The organism is Thermocladium sp. ECH_B, assembly GCA_001516585.1.
Taxonomy (GTDB): domain Archaea; phylum Thermoproteota; class Thermoprotei; order Thermoproteales; family Thermocladiaceae; genus Thermocladium.
Window position 1 is genome coordinate 16,283 of sequence record LOBW01000012.1, and the last position, 17,638, is coordinate 33,920.

The window sequence follows — 17,638 nt, forward strand, 5'->3', positions numbered from 1 at the left end:
GAAGAACCAGCTTAATTTTTTGTTTTTAACATAATTGCACGGCTTAATGTCCATGGTGGCCATGTCCATGGGTTGGGCCCGTTGCTGGCCTTAGCTTGCCGCTCGCTAACATTGCTAATGCATCGTTTACGCTTGTCCCCTCAGGCACTACGTACACGGTTAATCCCCATTGTTGGGCCGCTCTATAACCCGGTGGCCCTATCTCCGTTACCACTATCGATGAGGCGCCTATCTCCTTGGCTCTCTTCAATGCATAGAGGCCTCTATGCATTGTTGCATTTAATCCTGGATTTAATTCCCTCCCCACCTCCATTAACCCATCGCCGCTTAATTCATAGATTATCAGGTACTCGCCCTCTCCAGGTCCAGTAACCATGCCGTTGCTGGATGCCACCATTACCTTATCTGTCATCGAAACCGATATCTGAAAACCATTAATAAATGCTGCGCCATTAAGCGAAGGATTTTTAGGAGGGAACCTAAACATCATGATGATGGTTCAAATAGATCTCAATGCATTAAATATGAGCTACCCCGCCCTGAAGGGCGAGGTTTTCCATCCCCTTTGAACCCCTGAGATTTATAAAGTGAAGTTTCCCGAGAGCGCGGGGATCCCCTGGGCTTTCTCCTTATGGCTAGCAGTTCATCTACCCCTGGATTCCCCGGTCATGGTATACCACGTGAAGGAGGACCACGTGAAGGAGGGTCAGAGGATAAGCGTGAGTGGGGCTACTTCTCGGACTTGAAGAGGATAAGGGAAGGACTCAACAAGACGTTCACAGGGAACTGGGAGAACTACCTTGAGGACGTCCTAAGGTACTCCCTAAGTAAGGACTCGCCCAAGGAGGCGATCACGTTTGTCCAAAAGTTGTACGAGACCGTCAACGGTGCCCTCAGGAAGGAGGCGTTGGCCTTCAGGGGATTGAGGGACTACGCGGGATTGATTGCGAGGGAGAGCAGGGAGGACAACAGGGTTGTTCGGGCCATAGGGAGATTGGCGTCACTTATCTCGGTGGAGTGAGAGCGATGAGGGCTGAATCCTTTCCACGTTCACGGAAATGCATATTCATTTGTTCTCAACTAGTTTATGGGGAGACTACTGAGGCCTAAGGGGGCATGCCAAATCTTAGCAGCAGTTATTGGATTTTGCCTTGATTACAGGGCGATATTTAAGGGAAAGTCCCATAACTGCTGTCTCAGGAATATGGTACCCCCTTGTGGGGTACTTCAACTAGTGGAGCAATGGAATCCCTTTCCAACAAAACTTTACCACTCTCCAAATACCTAGCATTTGCCTTGAATACTTTAATTCCCCCACCCTCGTGAGCAGTGCCCGTCATCAGTTGGGAGATCATCAATAAAAACTATATTGTAATACTATATAGACATTATTTAATTAAAACGATATTTAGAAGTAATTAAAAATAACGAATGGTTACGTGGAAGCGTTACATTCTTAACTTTGCCAGGACCACGGGTTCACCCTTGTGGCCCTTATGCGATAGTTTCCAGGAACCGCAGCGAATTTTCTAACTTACAGCCGCTATTAGATTTTGCCTTGACTTCAAGGCTACACCTAACGAGAAACTCCATAACTGCTGTAACTTAGAATCCGTGTTAGATTAAAAGTAGGTTCGACCTAGTGATAAAAGTTGAATGCTAGGGCATATTAGAATTCCCCTAGATTACAGGGCGGTACTCAAGGGAAAATCCCACAACCGCTGAATGGTAGTCCCTTAACTGACGTCCCGTTATCAAGTGAAACCTAACGACCTCTTAACTTGGCAAAAAGGTAGATGGGAGGGTAGTGGTGTTTCCCTCGACTAGCCCCAAGGACTTAAGAGCGACCGTGTATGATCCCTTGAGAGGGGTGCCCGTGGCGGAATTAGAAGTAATTAAAGGAAAAGTTACGCCACGGGTAAACACGTGACCGTGAGTTCGAGGGCCCAGGTGACGTGAACCTCCAGAACCGGTACTAGTCTACCTACTGGACGGGCACGTCAGGAGCAGGAGGCAGCCCAGGCGGTGGAGAGCTCTAACTATAGCCCCAGGACATCTCCTTTTCAAATTTTATCGTAATCTATCCCCCTTAAGATGGGGTCCGCTATTTCGTATACGCCTTCTCTCCTCTTCTCTACGAAGTTGTTACTGACCAGTGATTCCAGGGCCAAACTCAATTCCTTATCGTCTACCTGGCCCAACTTTATCTCAACCCCCCTTTTAACGTCCTTCCAAGTGTTCACCACCTTCAACGAGTTCATTATTGTGGTGTAAATCCCCTTGTTACTTTTGTTCTCAAGAAAGTGTTTAAATTCACTTACCATTATCTTCTTACCCTCCTCGATTGTGGAGGAGAGTGCAGAGTCAAAGTTCATCTTCCTCACTGCGTAAAAGTTTCCGAATAGAGTCAACCAACCCACAACTCCATCCAACTTCTTGACCACCTCGTCCTCCCTGTCGAAGTACACGTTGAACTCCTCCATCCCTCTCCTCAGGAAATCCCTTGAAGTACCTTCATCAAAGGGTCTCAGGTTCAATGTGACAGGGGGTCTGCCGTGAAGCGGGGAAGACGAAGAGGGGTTGGACAACGCCCTGGTCACCCCGATGTAGGAACCGGAGAACACTAACCTAACCCTGGGGTTGGAGGCGAAAACGTTACCCAGGACTTCAAGGAATTGCCTGCTCGCCTGAGAGATCTCCTGAACCTCATCGAGGCCTATGACCGCGTCTTCATCAATTGAATTGAGGAGTTCAATCAGGCTGTTGACCACTTTGGCACCCCTCCTCAGCTCTATCCCCGCGGAGCCCAAAACAAAGTTAACCTTGAGGGAGACCTTGAAACTGGGTACACTATTGTTCATTTCCGCCAGAAGGGCCTTAAGCAAAGAATTCAAGTTCCTGNCTCCTCTCAGGTTAACGTAANCTCCCTTGAATCCGTATCTCCTCTTCATCTCGTTCATTACGACCTTCATCAGGCTCGTCTTCCCTATCTCCCTCTGTCCGCCTATTATCAGCCAGTTCTTTGATAGCAACTGGGATATGGAGAAGTCTATCTCCTTGTCTCTCCCAAATAACTCCCCAACGGTCTCCTTGGGGTGAAGGTCGAACAACAACTGTACCCACTACAGTCACTGGTGTAGGTACAGTTAAAAGTATTGCGATGAGCTCAAAGAGGCTTCGCTCCGGGCGTATGGGAATCTTATAGAGGACCGGAAAGTCGGTATTGACGAGAAGTTTTGTTTTTCAGCGGGACGACGCTGAAAGGGTGCGGAAAGGGACAGATCGAGTTCGCTAGGGAGAGGGGTTTGTCGTCTGTGTCGTTCGTTGACTCCCTCATGGGCCTCAGCCCCGGGGGAGACCAAGGGATTTGCCCCTGAAGACTGCGGAGATCCTAACAGTTGGAAACCAGGACAAGTCGTAGTCCTGGCTGCATCAACAGGTTACGGAAAGACGACACTGTCACTCTCCCTGGCGAACGCTGTGATCTCAGGGAACAGGGAGTTGGCAAGCCTCCCTAGGCCTCAGNAACCTCTCCACGAAATCAGTTAATAATAAATACAAAAAGATTTGCATAAACGTGAATAATGCAGCCCTCCCCCGCTTAAAAGGGGCGATGTTTTCCGCCTCCTTTGAATCCATAATCTCATAATAAGGCAATTCGAGAATTCAGCTCTACAAGTTTTCCAAAAAGCGCATTAGGTTTGAGGGGGGAGGGAAGCAGGCATATTGAATATTATGCTTCTGGCTGATCTTGCTAGGGAATCAATTGATTCCGTTGATTGCACTGGCTTCAGTACTTCTATTCGTTCCCCCTCTATTTTTATGATGCCGCCGCTCTTTAACCTATCCAGTATATAGTCTGCGTATTCCTTGCCCAACCAGTGCTTGATAGTTCTATAAACCTTGCAATACCTCAATTTTACTGGGGTCTCTCTGCTTGATGCCTCCTTTATTAGAAGCAGAGCTAGCTTCGCGCTTACTTGGGGCTGCATCATACATATATAACTATATGGATTATTAAAACTTGACGCGATATTTAAGCCAACATTTTTACCAAAATGGGGGTTAAGGGGGCGGAAAGCCTCGCCCTTCAGGGCGGGGAGGGGGTCAGTTCTTATTCAGCATCTCTCTGAGCGTTTCATGTATGGCTAGTGCCCCGTATCCTCTTGCTAGTTTTGCGATGGATAACTTCATGTACTTAATAGTTTCATTGCCTAACTTAGATAATCTATCAACTATGTAAAGGGGGATTGGGTAACCCTCCCCAGTGACTAATTTACTAATGGTGGTTAACGGCGATAAATCGGGAGGATTAATTGATTCAACATATATCGGCAATAGNTGAGGCTTGTACTGGACATAGAAGATTGATAATTCATCCAGGATGAGCGGAGCAGTGATTAGCACTCCATTATACTTATCCACGGCTCTATTCTTCTCCATGGCCACGAACAGCGGCATTCGCTCATCTNTATCGAGCTCTGTGTACCTATTTATGGTGACATCCTTAGAGTGAGCTAGCACGATAGCGTTGGAGCTCCGCGCAGTGGATAATAACATTGATTTAGCTCTGATGTATCTCTCGCTAGGGGTGCTTAGCTTTATTGTGCCATCAAGTAGAACCAAGCAATCCCTTCGCGACTCCATTAATTGCGTCGCCACCTCGAACTCGGCTGCTCGGGCCTCCACGGGTAATTCCATTGATTTCCCTAACACGATTGGAGAAAGGAGCGACCGCCGCTCCCTGCTCCTGAATTCCATGCCTACCACATTTATTAGGCCGAGCCTTGCGCCGGCGTAAGTTATTTCAGAGAATCCTGAATCCACTGCCACTAAGCAATTCAAGTCTCTCGGCGACTCCTCAAACCTGATTATTTTGCCCTCTAGTTCTCGCACCCATGGCCCTCCCTCTAGGCGAGGTAATTGAATCTCCACGAATTCATATATTCCCTTAATGAATTGATCAAGGGTAGACGCGGCGCTTCACCTCGCTGAGAATGAGGGACAATAGTTGAGGATGAATTAGGGAGTAATTATCCACTACACCGGCTTCCTGCAGCACTTGAAGCGTGGATTTGGGCAGCGAGACTTCATCTAGCTTGCCTACCCTCATCAATGCCTCCAGCCCCATTAATGTAATGGATGCACCCCGCCTACGCTCACTCAGCACTATCTCCACTATTTTATCAACGCAATACTTGCTCCTCCTATCCTTAATCCCCGTTAGGTACGTGTCCCTCACATATATTAGTTCGGAGAGGAACTCATCATATAGAACTGATAGGTATATGGAGAGGGGATATCCATTAATGATTAGTTTATCCCCCGTCCACTCCATGCATTTATCCCTATTGGAGCATATTATGGATCTTATGCGCCGACCATCAATTACCAATGGAACCGCATCGCTGCCTCGCCTAATTATGGTTATGAGCCCATAATCCAAGTACTTGCCCATTAAATCAATTATCATATCATGGGGCTCGGGTTCCTCTATGCAGGGAATCCTTGCACAAATGGGATACTTCCTTGGAGTTATTACCGCTACATCAAGAGACATACTTCTTCTCCACTAATTTAGCCCTCCAAAGCACCTCGAGGTAATTGATCACTTGCTGCGACTCGAGGCCGAGGGCCTTGCCTGCCTCTATCTCATCTATGCCCACGTTTGGCCCCTTGAATGCAATGAACCTTATTAATTGAGGCGGCACATTAACCTTAATGGCTACTTCCTTAAGCTTGGCATCTATCTCCGTCTTTGCCTTGATTATCCTCTCCAATTGATCGGCGAGATCCTGATCCACCTGGTTAAGCATTAGCATTTGTGTCCTAGCTATGGCCTTAGCCTCCAGCCATTTGGCCGCATTATCGTACTTAGCCACCATGTCGCGCGCCTTCTCTATACCAGTCATTAAGAAGCCCCTGACTTGCCGAGCCTTTGCCGATAGATCGGAGTAGACAGTATTTAATTGATTGATGTCCCCCATCTCCACTAGCCTAGTTAAGTCGCTCACCACTTCATCCATATCGATCTCATCAACCGTTGGCGACCAATCCTCCACCAATTTAGAGAGCGATTCTATTGATGATAGCGTTGAATTATAGTTCTGGAGCAAAGAGTAAATGCTGGACACTGATTTAGCCATCTCCAGAATCCTCGATGCCTCCTCCTTTGAATTGCTTTCCAGTGATTCCAGCGCCTTTAATGCATCATCCAGAGATGCATCGCTTAGCTTAGATATTGATTCATCTATTATAGAGGTTAATTCCTCTGCCTTGGACTTCAGGACATCCATAACGCTTGGAGGTACTAGGGAACTGTATCTCTCTAGCTCAGTCCTTAAATTACTTAGGACCCCACTACAAGCGCCTAGCAGCGACTTGGCGTTCTCCAATTCATTGTTAAGCGTCCTTCGCGATTCCTCCATTTCCTCTTCTACATCATCCACCGAGAGCAGGATGCTGGCGTACTTCTTTAACTCATCCTCGCTCGGCTTCATGGATGCACCCAATACCTTACAATCATCGCGGAGCTTGCTTATCCTACGCATGAATTCCCCAGAGCCCGGCAACTTTACTTGGATCTTCCAATTCCCCTCCTCTATGATTGCCCGCTCCTCTCCATATGACTTGGATAAATCATCAAGCCTCCTACAAAGATCATCGATCCCAGCCCGGAATGATTGGGAAGAAATGGGTTGAATCCTCTCATTCACTTGGATTAGCAGTCCCCTCATCCTCATTAATTGAATTAAGTCGCCCTCCCGGAATTCCCTCCATAATTGGACGGGGAGTATGGATGCTATTATTGACTCTAGCTCCCTCTGGGTAACTGGTCTCTCCATCTTGTTCAAGTAATTTAGGACTACGCGCTCCACGATTGATACGCATGGCTTCTCGCCGCACTTGAATGAATCCGGCAAGTCCCTTGCGTCCCCGGAGATCCATTGCTCAATTATGTGCCTTATGCTTTCCCTCTTGCTTTCCCTCCTACGTATGCCTATCGTATACCTAAGCAATTCGCTCCTCAATTCCTCCCTAAATGAATTAACCTTATCTAGGAATGACCTGGCCTTCTCGATGAATATCCTATACTCATTGGGTGGATTGGGTTTACCCATTATTGCTAGGCCCATGATCAATTGACGCGCCTCATCTATTTGATCCGAGCCCATGGGGAGCACGAGGACATGCTTATCCACTGGGTAGATGCCTTTCCATTGAAGCCTAGACACAATCCTCCTTAACGATTCATCTAATTCCTTCGTAAGCATTGATTGACTCACCAACACTAGGATCAAGCCATCAATGGCTCTAGGCGATTGGTTTAGCCTAATCTCTCCTTTCAGTATGGTCTCGCTTATTAGTTTCTCCATTGCTGGATCCCACTCAATCCCAACATAGCCTAGCCTGGCATCCAATGCCTGCTCACTCACGTTGAGAGCTATATTGCTCTGGGCACTTAATTGGGCGGATCCCGACATGAGCCTAACCATGTGCCTCAGTATTGCCGTAATCCCATCATGCGCCAACTCCCTCATAATTGGCTCCACATCACTTAACACTGCTCCTTCTTTTCTCCTGAATATACTTCTATGAATATCGGCCTTCAACATGGCTGTCTTAATATACTGCAACCCAAGCCGCTTGATCTCCTCCTCCGCGTCTAGGGGCAGCACCACGCTTAGGCGTACCCGGTTCCCCTTGAATGATGAGTAGTATGATCCATACTCTATCGATAGGTCCCGCAGATCCTTGAATGCTATGGGCATCATGCCAAACATCATCCTCATCCTATTCACTTCGCTCACTGCATGGGAATCCGCGGGATCAATTGGGATAACCAGCGCTTCCTGAACTATGCCGCTAACCGATAATGACTGTGGGGAGGCCCTCAATGAATCCAGCGGAATAGGCACACCGCTTAACAGTAAGAGGGATAGGTCCCTATACGTGTCTAGGAGTTCGCGGAGGAGGTCTAGATTAATCCAGTTAACCTCCTCTGCCAGGAATGAAGCGAAGATGCTTGCATCAAGTGGTTTGCCAATTTCTATGGTCTTATCGAGAAGCTTCGCCGTGAGCTTTATCATATTCCTCGGGGTAACGGTATCTCCCTCCTCGCTTTTCACGGCTAGGTAAAGAAATGATAGGAACTCCCTCCTGAGAGGCCAAAATTCATCCCCGCCCCACGATTGCCTGAGCTCCTCCCTATTGGGTGTAGAGTAGGCGGAGAACCTATTAATTATGACCGCCTCATACAACCAATAGGGGAATCTATCATCAATCACTATCTCCCTATACACTCTTCCCCTCGTTATGTCGAATACGTCAGGCAAATTATTCTTAAGTATATTATAATAGAGGTGCGGCGTGAAGGCAGCTATCATCATTATGCCGGAGAGGTCCTCCGGGTTGAGTNCTAATTGGTGGGCATAATTACGGGGCTCCAACACTGCGCGTATGATTGTGCCAATGCTTATCACGAGCTTCTTAACTTCATCATTGATGCCGCCGCTTATGGAGACCAGCCTCGTCAATTCATCGGCTTCATCCAGCATCACGACGAGATACTCATTGCCTCGCTTGGCTTCGATTATCTTACTCATTATATTGAAGTCCAGGCCTATGCTGAGGCTTAGTCGAATCACTTTTATTCCCTTGCCCTCAATTAGTTCCTGGGCAGCATCAAGCAGTTCAGTCTTGCCCCAACCATATGGCCCAACCACGACCGCGAGCAAATTGTCGCGGCCCCTTAGGAACGCCGAAACCACCTTATCTATATCGCCTAGTTCCCTCTCCATGCCGACCGCTGAGTACCGCTTCCTCACGGATGGCAATCCACTGGGGTTAAGGGGCCTATCCATTAATCCAAACGCGGTGTAGCTCATTATTGGGCGCGCTCAGTCCCTTAAGTTAATTAAGTAAACATTTAAAATCAAGCAATGAGGCGATGAGTATGGAAATAGGAATACTGAGGGCATACGACATAGATTGGACGCCGGAGGAGGTGCGGGACCTCGAGAACGCCATACGTGATCGGGGACATACCCCAAGGAGGATATATGTCGATCTTCTCAGGATAGATATAGATAAGAGGATTCAAGTTCATCAACAGATCGGCCATCACTTGGATGAGGATGTGACCGGAATTAGGGGGGCCGTGCTGCGGCACATGGGTACATTCAGGGACTTCGAGCAGTTTTATTACAGGATATGGGCTGTCAAGACCCTTGAGCACACGGGCACCGTGGTGAGTAATCCCGTGGATAAATGGGTGATCGCAGGCGATAAATTCGCAACGGAGATAGAGCTAACTAGGGCCGGGATACCGGTTCCATCCACGGTCGCCACGGAGAACTTGATAACGGCTTACTGGGCCGCCAAGCGATTATCCCCAATAGTTGTGAAGCCGCTGAGGAGCGCCATGGGGTACGGCGTGACCAGAATAGGGAATGCGGATGAAGCGATGCATTTCTTCAGTTTCCTCACCAACATAAACAAGCCAATACTGATGCAGAAGTACATGGAAAAGAGGGGGGGCGGTGATTATAGGGTGGTCGTGGTTAATGGCCAAGTAATTGGAGCCGAGTTCAGGAGGGGAATTGATTGGAAAAGCAACATTGCCCAGGGAGCCGAGCCGCTTCCCGCTAAACTAGATAAAGAAGCCGAGGAATTAGCAATTAAGGCAACGGAGGCATTGGGGCTGGATTATGCCGGAGTGGATCTAATGGATACGGCTGATGGCTTCTTCATTATGGAGGTTAATCCAACCATGGCCTGGGCGGGATTCAAAAAAGCAACGGGCATAAATCCCGCCATCCACATAATCGATAACTTGATCAGGAAAATCAAGCAGTGAACTACCCCGCCCTCATGGACGGGGGNCTCTGATGTTAAAAGATTAACTAGTGATCGACTAACCTCTTCCCTGACCTGAAGGGCATGGTTTGCCATTCTCTTTATCGTTGATTCAATTCTGGTCTGAACTACACCTTAGGCATCTCAAGGCAGTGAATAATCTAAAACGGCAAGTGATTAATTCGCATAATCCACGGGGCCTCGCGCCCTCATTAGGGCAAGGAGGCCAAGTAACTTGGTATATTCACGTCCTGAATTATATTCTTCACCTCTTCGATTGACTTAAATGGTCTATTCCTCAGCAATAGGTTAACCTTATCCCTGGTGAGGCCGGGAANCATCATTAAAATCTTCCCGGGAGCAGTATTGATGTTTATGGGTATCGGGAGGCCGACGAGGCTTCTCGGTCCATGATCCACCACAACCACGTCGATCCACTTGCCTAGCTCTAGTTCCTGAGGCACATATATTAGGATTGGGTATGAACCAACTTGCCTAGCGTAAACCCCGCCCCTAGCCATTGCCTCCACGTATGCATTCCTTAATATGGTGCCCTTGGGAGCTATTCTCCTAATCATTTCAAGGTCGAAGTTAGTCCTAACCCAGTTCTTCAGGGAGAGAAAGAAACGCTTATGCTTATTTATGAGGGATCGAATTGAGGAGCGATTAGTCCAGAGGGGTGTTGGTTCAAGCACTAGGACTTGCCTCATGTTGACTCTCCTCACAAGTATTCCCGACTCCATCACCCTGAGGAGGAAGAGCTTATTTAATTCATAGGTTTCCTTGGTTTCGCCGGGCAGCCCAGCCACGAAGTTTATTCCCGGCAGCAGATGAGGCAAGCCATTATCGCCCCTCCCAGCGCCAACTTCATTAACTATCTTCATGGCCTCAATGGCCTCATCGGGGAGGATCTTGAGATTATTCAGCTTTATCACTCTGGGATCAGCGCTCTCAATGCCCATGGCCGCCACGTCCCCAGGCGTGTGGCTTCTAATTATTGCCTTAAGCGATTCCCTGCTTTCCCTTGGCCAAGCATAAATTGTGCCGGGATTAACGTTATCTATATGAAGCACATTAAGGCCCGGCGCAGCACTGCGTATCCCCCTGAATAACCTATCAATGGCATCTGGATTGGGCCGGGGAAAATCAAGCTTACCTGTGTCGATGGCTTTATACGTCAATATATCCGCTTGCCTACCCACCCTAAAATGCCTAACCCCTGCCAAGTAGAGGGCCTCGACTTCCCTCATTATTGCCTCCTCATCCCTATACTCAACTCCGCCGTACCTAACAGTGGCGCAGAAGCTGCAGCCGCCGCTCACGTATCGTGGGCATGATTTATAAGTCTCAAGCTCAACTATTAGATTACCGCCGTAATTGGGGTGTTGCGTGGCTATTCGCGCCCCTTTTACGGCGAATTCATTTACCTTAGCATAAGTGGCATGAATCATGGCTGGACTAATTCGCTCAAGGGAGAAACCCCTGGAGATGACCTCATGAACTGCTAAATCGATGTCCCCAGTCACGACTAGGTCATAATACTTAGAGAAGAATGAGCGGGGAACAGCTATGGATCCGCCGCCAGCTCCGAAGCCGAAGCGAGCGACTGGTCCCCCAAGCATCTTGGGAACCTCTAGCCTACCGATCTCCACTAACTCCCGTAGCTTTATGGGGTCGCCGCCCAAGTACTTGCCTGGAGTAACTATCCCCGCAAGCACGACAAGTAATCTAGAGGATGAGACTAACTTAATGAATGTGGACCAATCACGGCGCACTTGATCTATTGTTAGGTACTTGACATCAATAGATGAATCTATGAGCCATATGGCTCCAGCCACGTACCTGGCGTATATATCTAGGTACGGCGGTACCCCTAATCCAGCGGGCTCATCATCATAGCCATCCAATACTACTACCCTATCCACGGACTTAGGGAGCGGGTAAAGACTTAAATCTTGCCTCAATATGTAAAATCAATGAGGGAGTGATTATAAGGAGGTGAGCTGAGGCTTTTCTTCGTGATGATAAGGCATTTGGTTGATGAGGATGATATGCGCTGGAATTGCTGATCAATATGAAAATATGGAGCCCCAGGAAACGCCACTGCCTTAGACCTACGTTATTAAAAAGAACTAGAAAACTCACGGGGAGGAGGCCAGCATTAGTCTAAGGCTCCTCATAATCATTCTAAACAAATCACGGGACCGCTTTGATATCAGCAATGTTATGGCTAGGTATACCAACGTTGATACTAGAAATGCAATAACTATTTCGGCAAGCGTTACATATACGTCGTGAACCAGCTTGAACCGCAGGTAAAGCGTCACTAAGTAAATGGCGGCAGCCGAGACTAGCGTTGGCGCCACGTAATCAATCAATAAATGCGATGCTGGAAAATCTATTCGCATCCTCCTTATCCTAATCATCCTCAGCGTGAACGAGACCGAGAAGCCTATTATATTTGAGATGGAGAATGCCATGACTATCGCGAATGGGAGGCCCCGAATCATGTAGAAGATGGGTATGGCTAGAACTATGTATATCGAGGCCCTAACTAGGTGAAGCATCTTGGAGAACCCTATGTGGCTCCCCCAATAGGTTCCTAGATTAATTTCCCCCTTGAAGTCCACTCTATCCACTCCGCTTATCAGGCTATCCGTGAACGTATTTATTAGGGATACGGTGTTTGAAATAAGGAATAGAAGTATTGGTAGGAATAATGGGCCTATCAGGTTGAGATCATTGGGCCTCAATAGATCTATTATGAGCGGCTCAAAGCCGGCCACTGTCAACACTATCGCCGTGTTTATGAATAATGATAAAAACATATCCCTATAAGCTACCTCCACCCTATNCCGCTCCAGTAATTCCCCATACATTATGCTAGGTATTACATTGGGCATCGTGAATAATCTACCAATAGCTCTTAATACGTTCCAGACGCCTAAATCAATTAGTGTGCCTAGCAACCCTATCACCTCTGTGCTGAGGGATGAAATGGTGTCAGCAATGGAATTCATCATTGATACCCAGGAAGCACTTAGTGCCCACCTAAACATGGCCCTAAACCCCATCGAGGCCCTATGNAGAGGCACGGTCTTGATTAATGCATAAACGGCGGAAACGAGCACTATTATGAAGGTGCTCCATAGAACCGCCTCTATGGACCAATTCAGCGCCATTATTAACGGTATCACCGATAATTTCGCCATTGAATTAATTATGCTTGAGCCAATGAATGCCGATCGATTCTTGACCAATAGAGCGGCGTTAGTAATTGATTGAATATAGCTCATTAGCGCCGTTAATAAAGTGATCACTAGAATCAGGAAGGCGGAGCCGCCGGCCTCGCTCCATAACGGCACTAGGTATGCCATTGACATTAATGCGCTAATCACATAGAAAACGCTTATCAGCTTGAATGAATTGATCAAGTCGATGGAGCCATCCTTCGCCACGGACCTGGTCACGGTAAATGATGGAATAGCCACGGGAAGAGACGAGAAGGCGACGGCAGCGTTAACAATATTTAAGAGCCCCAAGTAATCCAGCGTTAATTTCCTGGTTATGGCTATATTATACACGGCCCCACTAAGCAGCGAGAGCAGCGTCGACACAAAGCCTAAAACCCTTGGACTAAGCCTCATCTACATCAAATCCACCATAATCCCTATTGCTTTAACTTTTTTCGTGCTAAGAGACGCCAACATAACGATCAATAAGCCCCAGCTAAATGATGGGGAAGAAGCCAACACTGGAAAGCCAAAGCTCTAATTGATCTCTTCCCAGCCCTAGAAGATTTGGACTTATAGTTCCTTTTCATCATTGCAGCTCTAGGAATCCTTTAAATAGTTGGGAGGACAGGGGGTTATATGTTATCGATTTCAGGACAATTAGCGCGGAGGATACTGGAGGAGAGCGAGGCACGGGGTCTTGACCCACAACAATACCTAACAATACTTCTCAGCAAGACAACGCCACAAAGGAGACTTGACTTGCTGCCGTTGAAGTATAAAGCAACTATAGCCGAGGCCGTTGCTGAGGCTGCCTTAACCACTTTTAAGAAGGTGGTGGTTGTGTGGAGCGCTGGGAAGGATAGCACTGTTGTTCTGCACGCCACGCTTAAGGCGCAGGAGAGAAGCGGCGGGAAATTCGACGTGGTTTTCATTGATCATTATATGCATTTTGAGGAGACACTCAAATTCATTGAGGAGGTGGAGAAGCAGTGGGGCATCAAGGTCATATTCAAGGGCAACGAGAGGCTTAAGGGGTATAGGTACGGCGATGAAGTGAAGGTAAGCGAATTATCGCCCGGAGATAGGGAGGAACTAGTTAGGATAGGCTACACGGCCCCCACCTTCCGCTACGCCCTAAATAACGTGGCGGCCAATCACTTATTGAAGACAGTGCCCATGAATGAGTTCATTAGGGATGGGGGGTATGAGGGGGTATTGATAGGCATTAGGTGGGACGAGAACCCGGCGAGGGCTGGTGAGGTATTCTTCAGTAGGCGCGAGAACCCGGTTCACGTGAGGGTTCACCCCATTCTCCCATTCACGGAGAGGGATGTGTGGGACTATACCCTAGGCAATAAGTTGCCCATAAATCCATTATACTATAGGGGCTTTAGGAGCATTGATGATAAGTATGAGTCCAAGCCCACCGGGGATAAGCCGGCTTGGGAGCAGGACTTGGAGGGAACGCCGGAGAGGGTGGGCAGGGCTCAGGACAAGGAGGGAATAATGGAGCTGCTCAGAAAGTATGGATACATGTAACCTTTTGTTTCGCGCTGTTTCGCAATTATCCACATAGTAATCCTATTAAGCTTACCCGCTATTTCGCTTTAATGCTTAATGTAGTTGTGTTGATCATTGATACGTTGAGGGAGGATTATGGGAGAGGGCTTGAGATGCTTGGTGAGTTGGGCTTCATTAAGTATGAGAATGCCATTGCGCCGGCGCCATGGACGTTGCCAAGCCATGTGAGCCTAATCACGGGAATGTACCCAAGCCAGCATGGGGTTCACGAATCATATGGAGTATATGTTGGGGAGAAAATGGCTGAATTATCGATAAGTAGGCTAAGCGAATTGAGTGGCGGAATATTAGGGGAGTTGAGGGGGGATGGTTATAGGACTTATATTATCAGCGCCAATCCCTTCATAACTCCATTCTATGGGTTTCAGCAGGTCGATAAATCCATTCACTTAAGGGGATTTCTTTACTCGCTGAGCGATGCGTACTTAAACGACTTGCTTAGACAGTACGGGAAAAGCCACATCAAGCTCATCAGAAACCTATTAAGGGAGGGACGCATTGATTTAGTGATTAAGGGTGCTTACTACTTCATTAGGAGTAAGGCGGATCAATTATTGGCTAGGATGGGAGTCGCTGAGAAGCCGATACTTGAGAAGGGCTCCAGCCTAATAATGGAGATACTGGATGATGCGGTTAAGGGCGGGAAAAGGACTGGAATAGATTTGGGAGATAAATTCTTCCTCCTAATTAACATGATGGAGGCACATGCCCCCTACGTTGCCGACGATATAGATGACTCCCTCTCGGTAAATGCGTTCCTGGACGCGGTCTTCAATGGAGAGCCTCCGAAGGAGGCCGTGGAGATATGGAGGCGGAGATACCCAATTCACTCCAGCTACGCGACCCGCCAAGCAATCAACATAATTAGGAGACTTAAACCAGTGATGGATAACTCGCTAATAATAGTTACCTCGGATCACGGGGAATTATTGGGAGACGGCGGATTCAGCCATGGGTACTTCCTGGAGGACGGCGTCCTAAGGGTTCCACTCTACATTAGGTGGCCAAGCGGAATTAAGCCAGCGAGGCAGGGCGGATCCTTCGTCTCGCTTACTCAACTCCCCTCCATAATTCGAAGCGTTGCTCAGGGCGAGGAGACTCGGGTTGGGGCTAGGCTAGCCATGGCTGAGAGCTTTGGGTCAAACTTTGATTACTCTAGGAAGCGGCACATCAATTCAGACACGATTCGGAGAGTATTCAGCCACAGGATCAGGATTTACAGCGAGAAGGGTAGCTTCACATATAATAGGGGAACCGGGGAAGTGGAGAAAACAAATGGAATAGATGCAACCACCGCCAAATCAATAATTCAAAACATTCTCTAATCGCTGGAGAACCGTTTCCAAACCCATTAAGGAACGGCTCCTTTATAATGCTACGCAATGACAAAACGGACCACAAGCCTCGCCCTTTAGGGCGGGAAGGAGTCAGTTTCTTTCCCTCCTGTAGTTTTTTAAACCCCATTATTGGACTCTGATTTTAAATGATACTGGCCACATATATGCCGTTTTACAGGATTCACGAGGTGTTGGAGTACTTCACGCGTAACGTTGAGTTAATTAAGCCGGGGAGAGCGATTGTTTATGTCGATAATGTTTTTCACGATAGGCAGAGGGAGGTATTGAGTAAAGTGATTCCCAGCACTATTGAGGTGAGGGTTGGTAATTGGCGTAGTAGGAGTGGGACGTGGTTCACAATGCTGAGCGACTTTCAGGGGGAGGGGGACGTCGCAATAATGGATAGCGATAACATCCTTGACCCCCTCTTCCCAAAGGCACATTCATCAATGAATTACGACATGTACACTGTCCTAGATAGGGAGGCTTGGAACCGAGGCGCCCCAAACACCATGTTGAGGAGTAGGAAAATAGGGGAAATAAGCTTAGGGGAAACCAGTATTCCAGTGTTTGGGTACAGGGTGTATGAGCCGGGCTTGAGGAGGAAGGGCACTGTTCTCTTCATTGGGCCCAAGCAAGTCGTGGTTTACAGAAAGCTTCCTGAATTAAGCATCATTAGGAAGGTGGAGGAGGCGTTCCTAGAGGTTCCGCCCGAGCTTAGGCCATTCATAAATGATGAGGGAGTACTAGGCATATTGGCTTACTTGAGCGGGATTAGGGAGACTCCCTGGATAGTTATGAGCAATCACATGCATCACGGCTCCGAGCACCCTCCATCAAGAACCCGTAAAGCAATAGTGGCTAGCGCCCACATTAAGTTCGCCAAGGCACTCAGGAAGAGGTTCAGCGACAAAGCATTTAGACAATACGAGCGCAAGTACATGCTCAGCTTAATTAAGGATGCTTGGTATCTCTTCTAGCAAGTCTTCCCCTCACAAAGGGCGAGGCTCGATGTTATTTGGTACGTGTGGCCGCATAAGAGTTATGCTTAAAAATCGGATGATGAAGATAGGTTCGAATAGTATGATGGCTGGAAATAAATGGAGAAAAGCATTAATGATATCTGCCCTGGCAATGCTGGCTGCGGCAATGCTCGTTAGCGCTAGCTCCAATGCAACGACCTCTTCCTCAACATCACCAAGCGGAGAGAAACTAATAGGTGCCGGTCTGGCATTTGGATTAGCGGCCGGTGGAGCCGGCGTAGGCATGGGTACGGCTGGAGCCGCTATTGTTTCCGCATCTCTGGAGAAGCGGGACATGGTTATGTTCCTGCTGGTGCTGGCCTTCGTTGAGACGATAGCGATATACGGAATAGTCATTGCAATACTCATAATGTCGCATCCATAAACAAGATACATAAAAAATAAACACTAATGAGATATGTGCAGCATAGCTTCTCTGATCTAAGGCCAATACCTTTATTTCCCATGAATTATGGAGAAATATTCCTGTTCTCATTGATTCGTAAGTGGTTCCTGCTCGAATTCCATAGCGTCGTTGTTTTTGCTTGCATAGCTATTTTCACAGTTTGCTTTGCGACAAAAAATATTTATTTCCGTTACGCTT

14 protein-coding genes are annotated in these 17,638 nt (G+C 47.7%); 6 read left to right on the forward strand and 8 right to left on the reverse strand.

What is annotated here, in order from left to right; genetic code table 11:
• Positions 1–43: 43 nt before the first annotated feature.
• Positions 44–490: a hypothetical protein gene (locus AT710_02655; protein ID KUO92621.1), complete on the reverse strand. Its 447-nt coding sequence runs from the start codon at positions 488–490 to the stop codon at positions 44–46.
• Between the two features lie 252 nt (positions 491–742).
• Here AT710_02655 and AT710_02660 point away from each other — a divergent pair, with 252 nt between their 5' ends.
• Entirely contained in the window at positions 743–1,021 is a 279-nt protein-coding gene (locus AT710_02660; protein ID KUO92622.1) for a hypothetical protein, read from the forward strand.
• Positions 1,022–2,063: 1,042 nt separating this feature from the next.
• Here the strand turns inward: AT710_02660 and AT710_02665 are convergent.
• The 5 genes from AT710_02665 to AT710_02685 all read right to left on the reverse strand — a co-directional run bounded on the left by AT710_02665 (position 2,064) and on the right by AT710_02685 (position 8,888).
• Entirely contained in the window at positions 2,064–3,113 is a 1,050-nt protein-coding gene (locus AT710_02665; GenBank protein ID KUO92623.1) for an ATPase, read from the reverse strand.
• 582 nt (positions 3,114–3,695) lie between these two features.
• Positions 3,696–3,992: a hypothetical protein gene (locus AT710_02670; GenBank protein KUO92624.1), complete on the reverse strand. Its 297-nt coding sequence runs from the start codon at positions 3,990–3,992 to the stop codon at positions 3,696–3,698.
• Positions 3,993–4,107: 115 nt separating this feature from the next.
• Positions 4,108–4,935, reverse strand: coding sequence for a hypothetical protein (locus tag AT710_02675; GenBank protein KUO92625.1), 828 nt, complete (start codon positions 4,933–4,935; stop codon positions 4,108–4,110).
• Positions 4,936–4,963: 28 nt separating this feature from the next.
• Positions 4,964–5,560 (reverse strand): hypothetical protein, encoded by a 597-nt coding sequence (locus AT710_02680; protein KUO92626.1) that lies wholly within the window; start codon positions 5,558–5,560, stop codon positions 4,964–4,966.
• Entirely contained in the window at positions 5,550–8,888 is a 3,339-nt protein-coding gene (locus tag AT710_02685) for a hypothetical protein (protein KUO92627.1), read from the reverse strand. The genes AT710_02680 and AT710_02685 overlap by 11 nt, the downstream gene beginning before the upstream one ends.
• Before the next feature lie 68 nt (positions 8,889–8,956).
• Here AT710_02685 and AT710_02690 point away from each other — a divergent pair, with 68 nt between their 5' ends.
• Positions 8,957–9,859, forward strand: a complete 903-nt coding sequence (locus AT710_02690; GenBank protein KUO92628.1) for a RimK family alpha-L-glutamate ligase — start codon at positions 8,957–8,959, stop codon at positions 9,857–9,859.
• Between the two features lie 211 nt (positions 9,860–10,070).
• On the opposite strand, the gene AT710_02695 is transcribed toward AT710_02690, so the two are convergent.
• Entirely contained in the window at positions 10,071–11,783 is a 1,713-nt protein-coding gene (locus AT710_02695) for a radical SAM protein (GenBank protein KUO92629.1), read from the reverse strand.
• 216 nt (positions 11,784–11,999) lie between these two features.
• Positions 12,000–13,505 (reverse strand): hypothetical protein, encoded by a 1,506-nt coding sequence (locus AT710_02700; protein ID KUO92630.1) that lies wholly within the window; start codon positions 13,503–13,505, stop codon positions 12,000–12,002.
• A gap of 531 nt (positions 13,506–14,036) precedes the next feature.
• Here AT710_02700 and AT710_02705 point away from each other — a divergent pair.
• The 4 genes from AT710_02705 to AT710_02720 all read left to right on the forward strand — a co-directional run bounded on the left by AT710_02705 (position 14,037) and on the right by AT710_02720 (position 17,419).
• The gene (locus AT710_02705; GenBank protein ID KUO92634.1) at positions 14,037–14,633 is read left to right on the forward strand and encodes a phosphoadenosine phosphosulfate reductase; all 597 of its coding nucleotides are present in this window, start codon (positions 14,037–14,039) and stop codon (positions 14,631–14,633) included.
• A 71-nt stretch (positions 14,634–14,704) separates the two neighbouring features.
• Positions 14,705–16,000, forward strand: a complete 1,296-nt coding sequence (locus AT710_02710) for a hypothetical protein (protein KUO92631.1) — start codon at positions 14,705–14,707, stop codon at positions 15,998–16,000.
• 158 nt (positions 16,001–16,158) lie between these two features.
• Positions 16,159–16,992 carry a hypothetical protein gene (locus AT710_02715; GenBank protein ID KUO92632.1) on the forward strand — a complete coding sequence of 278 codons (834 nt, stop codon included), beginning with the start codon at positions 16,159–16,161 and terminating at the stop codon, positions 16,990–16,992.
• Between the two features lie 103 nt (positions 16,993–17,095).
• Positions 17,096–17,419: a hypothetical protein gene (locus tag AT710_02720; protein KUO92633.1), complete on the forward strand. Its 324-nt coding sequence runs from the start codon at positions 17,096–17,098 to the stop codon at positions 17,417–17,419.
• The last annotated feature ends 219 nt before the right edge of the window (positions 17,420–17,638 follow it).

Coding starts and splice junctions, on each gene's coding strand:
- AT710_02710 (KUO92631.1), top strand. CDS start 14,705: ATGCTTAATGTAGTTGTGTTGATCATTGATACGTTGAGGGAGGATTAT.
- AT710_02705 (KUO92634.1), top strand. CDS start 14,037: ATGCATTTTGAGGAGACACTCAAATTCATTGAGGAGGTGGAGAAGCAG.
- AT710_02655 (KUO92621.1), bottom strand. CDS start 490: ATGATGTTTAGGTTCCCTCCTAAAAATCCTTCGCTTAATGGCGCAGCA.
- AT710_02680 (KUO92626.1), bottom strand. CDS start 5,560: ATGTCTCTTGATGTAGCGGTAATAACTCCAAGGAAGTATCCCATTTGT.
- AT710_02715 (KUO92632.1), top strand. CDS start 16,159: ATGATACTGGCCACATATATGCCGTTTTACAGGATTCACGAGGTGTTG.
- AT710_02670 (KUO92624.1), bottom strand. CDS start 3,992: ATGCAGCCCCAAGTAAGCGCGAAGCTAGCTCTGCTTCTAATAAAGGAG.
- AT710_02690 (KUO92628.1), top strand. CDS start 8,957: ATGGAAATAGGAATACTGAGGGCATACGACATAGATTGGACGCCGGAG.
- AT710_02720 (KUO92633.1), top strand. CDS start 17,096: ATGATGGCTGGAAATAAATGGAGAAAAGCATTAATGATATCTGCCCTG.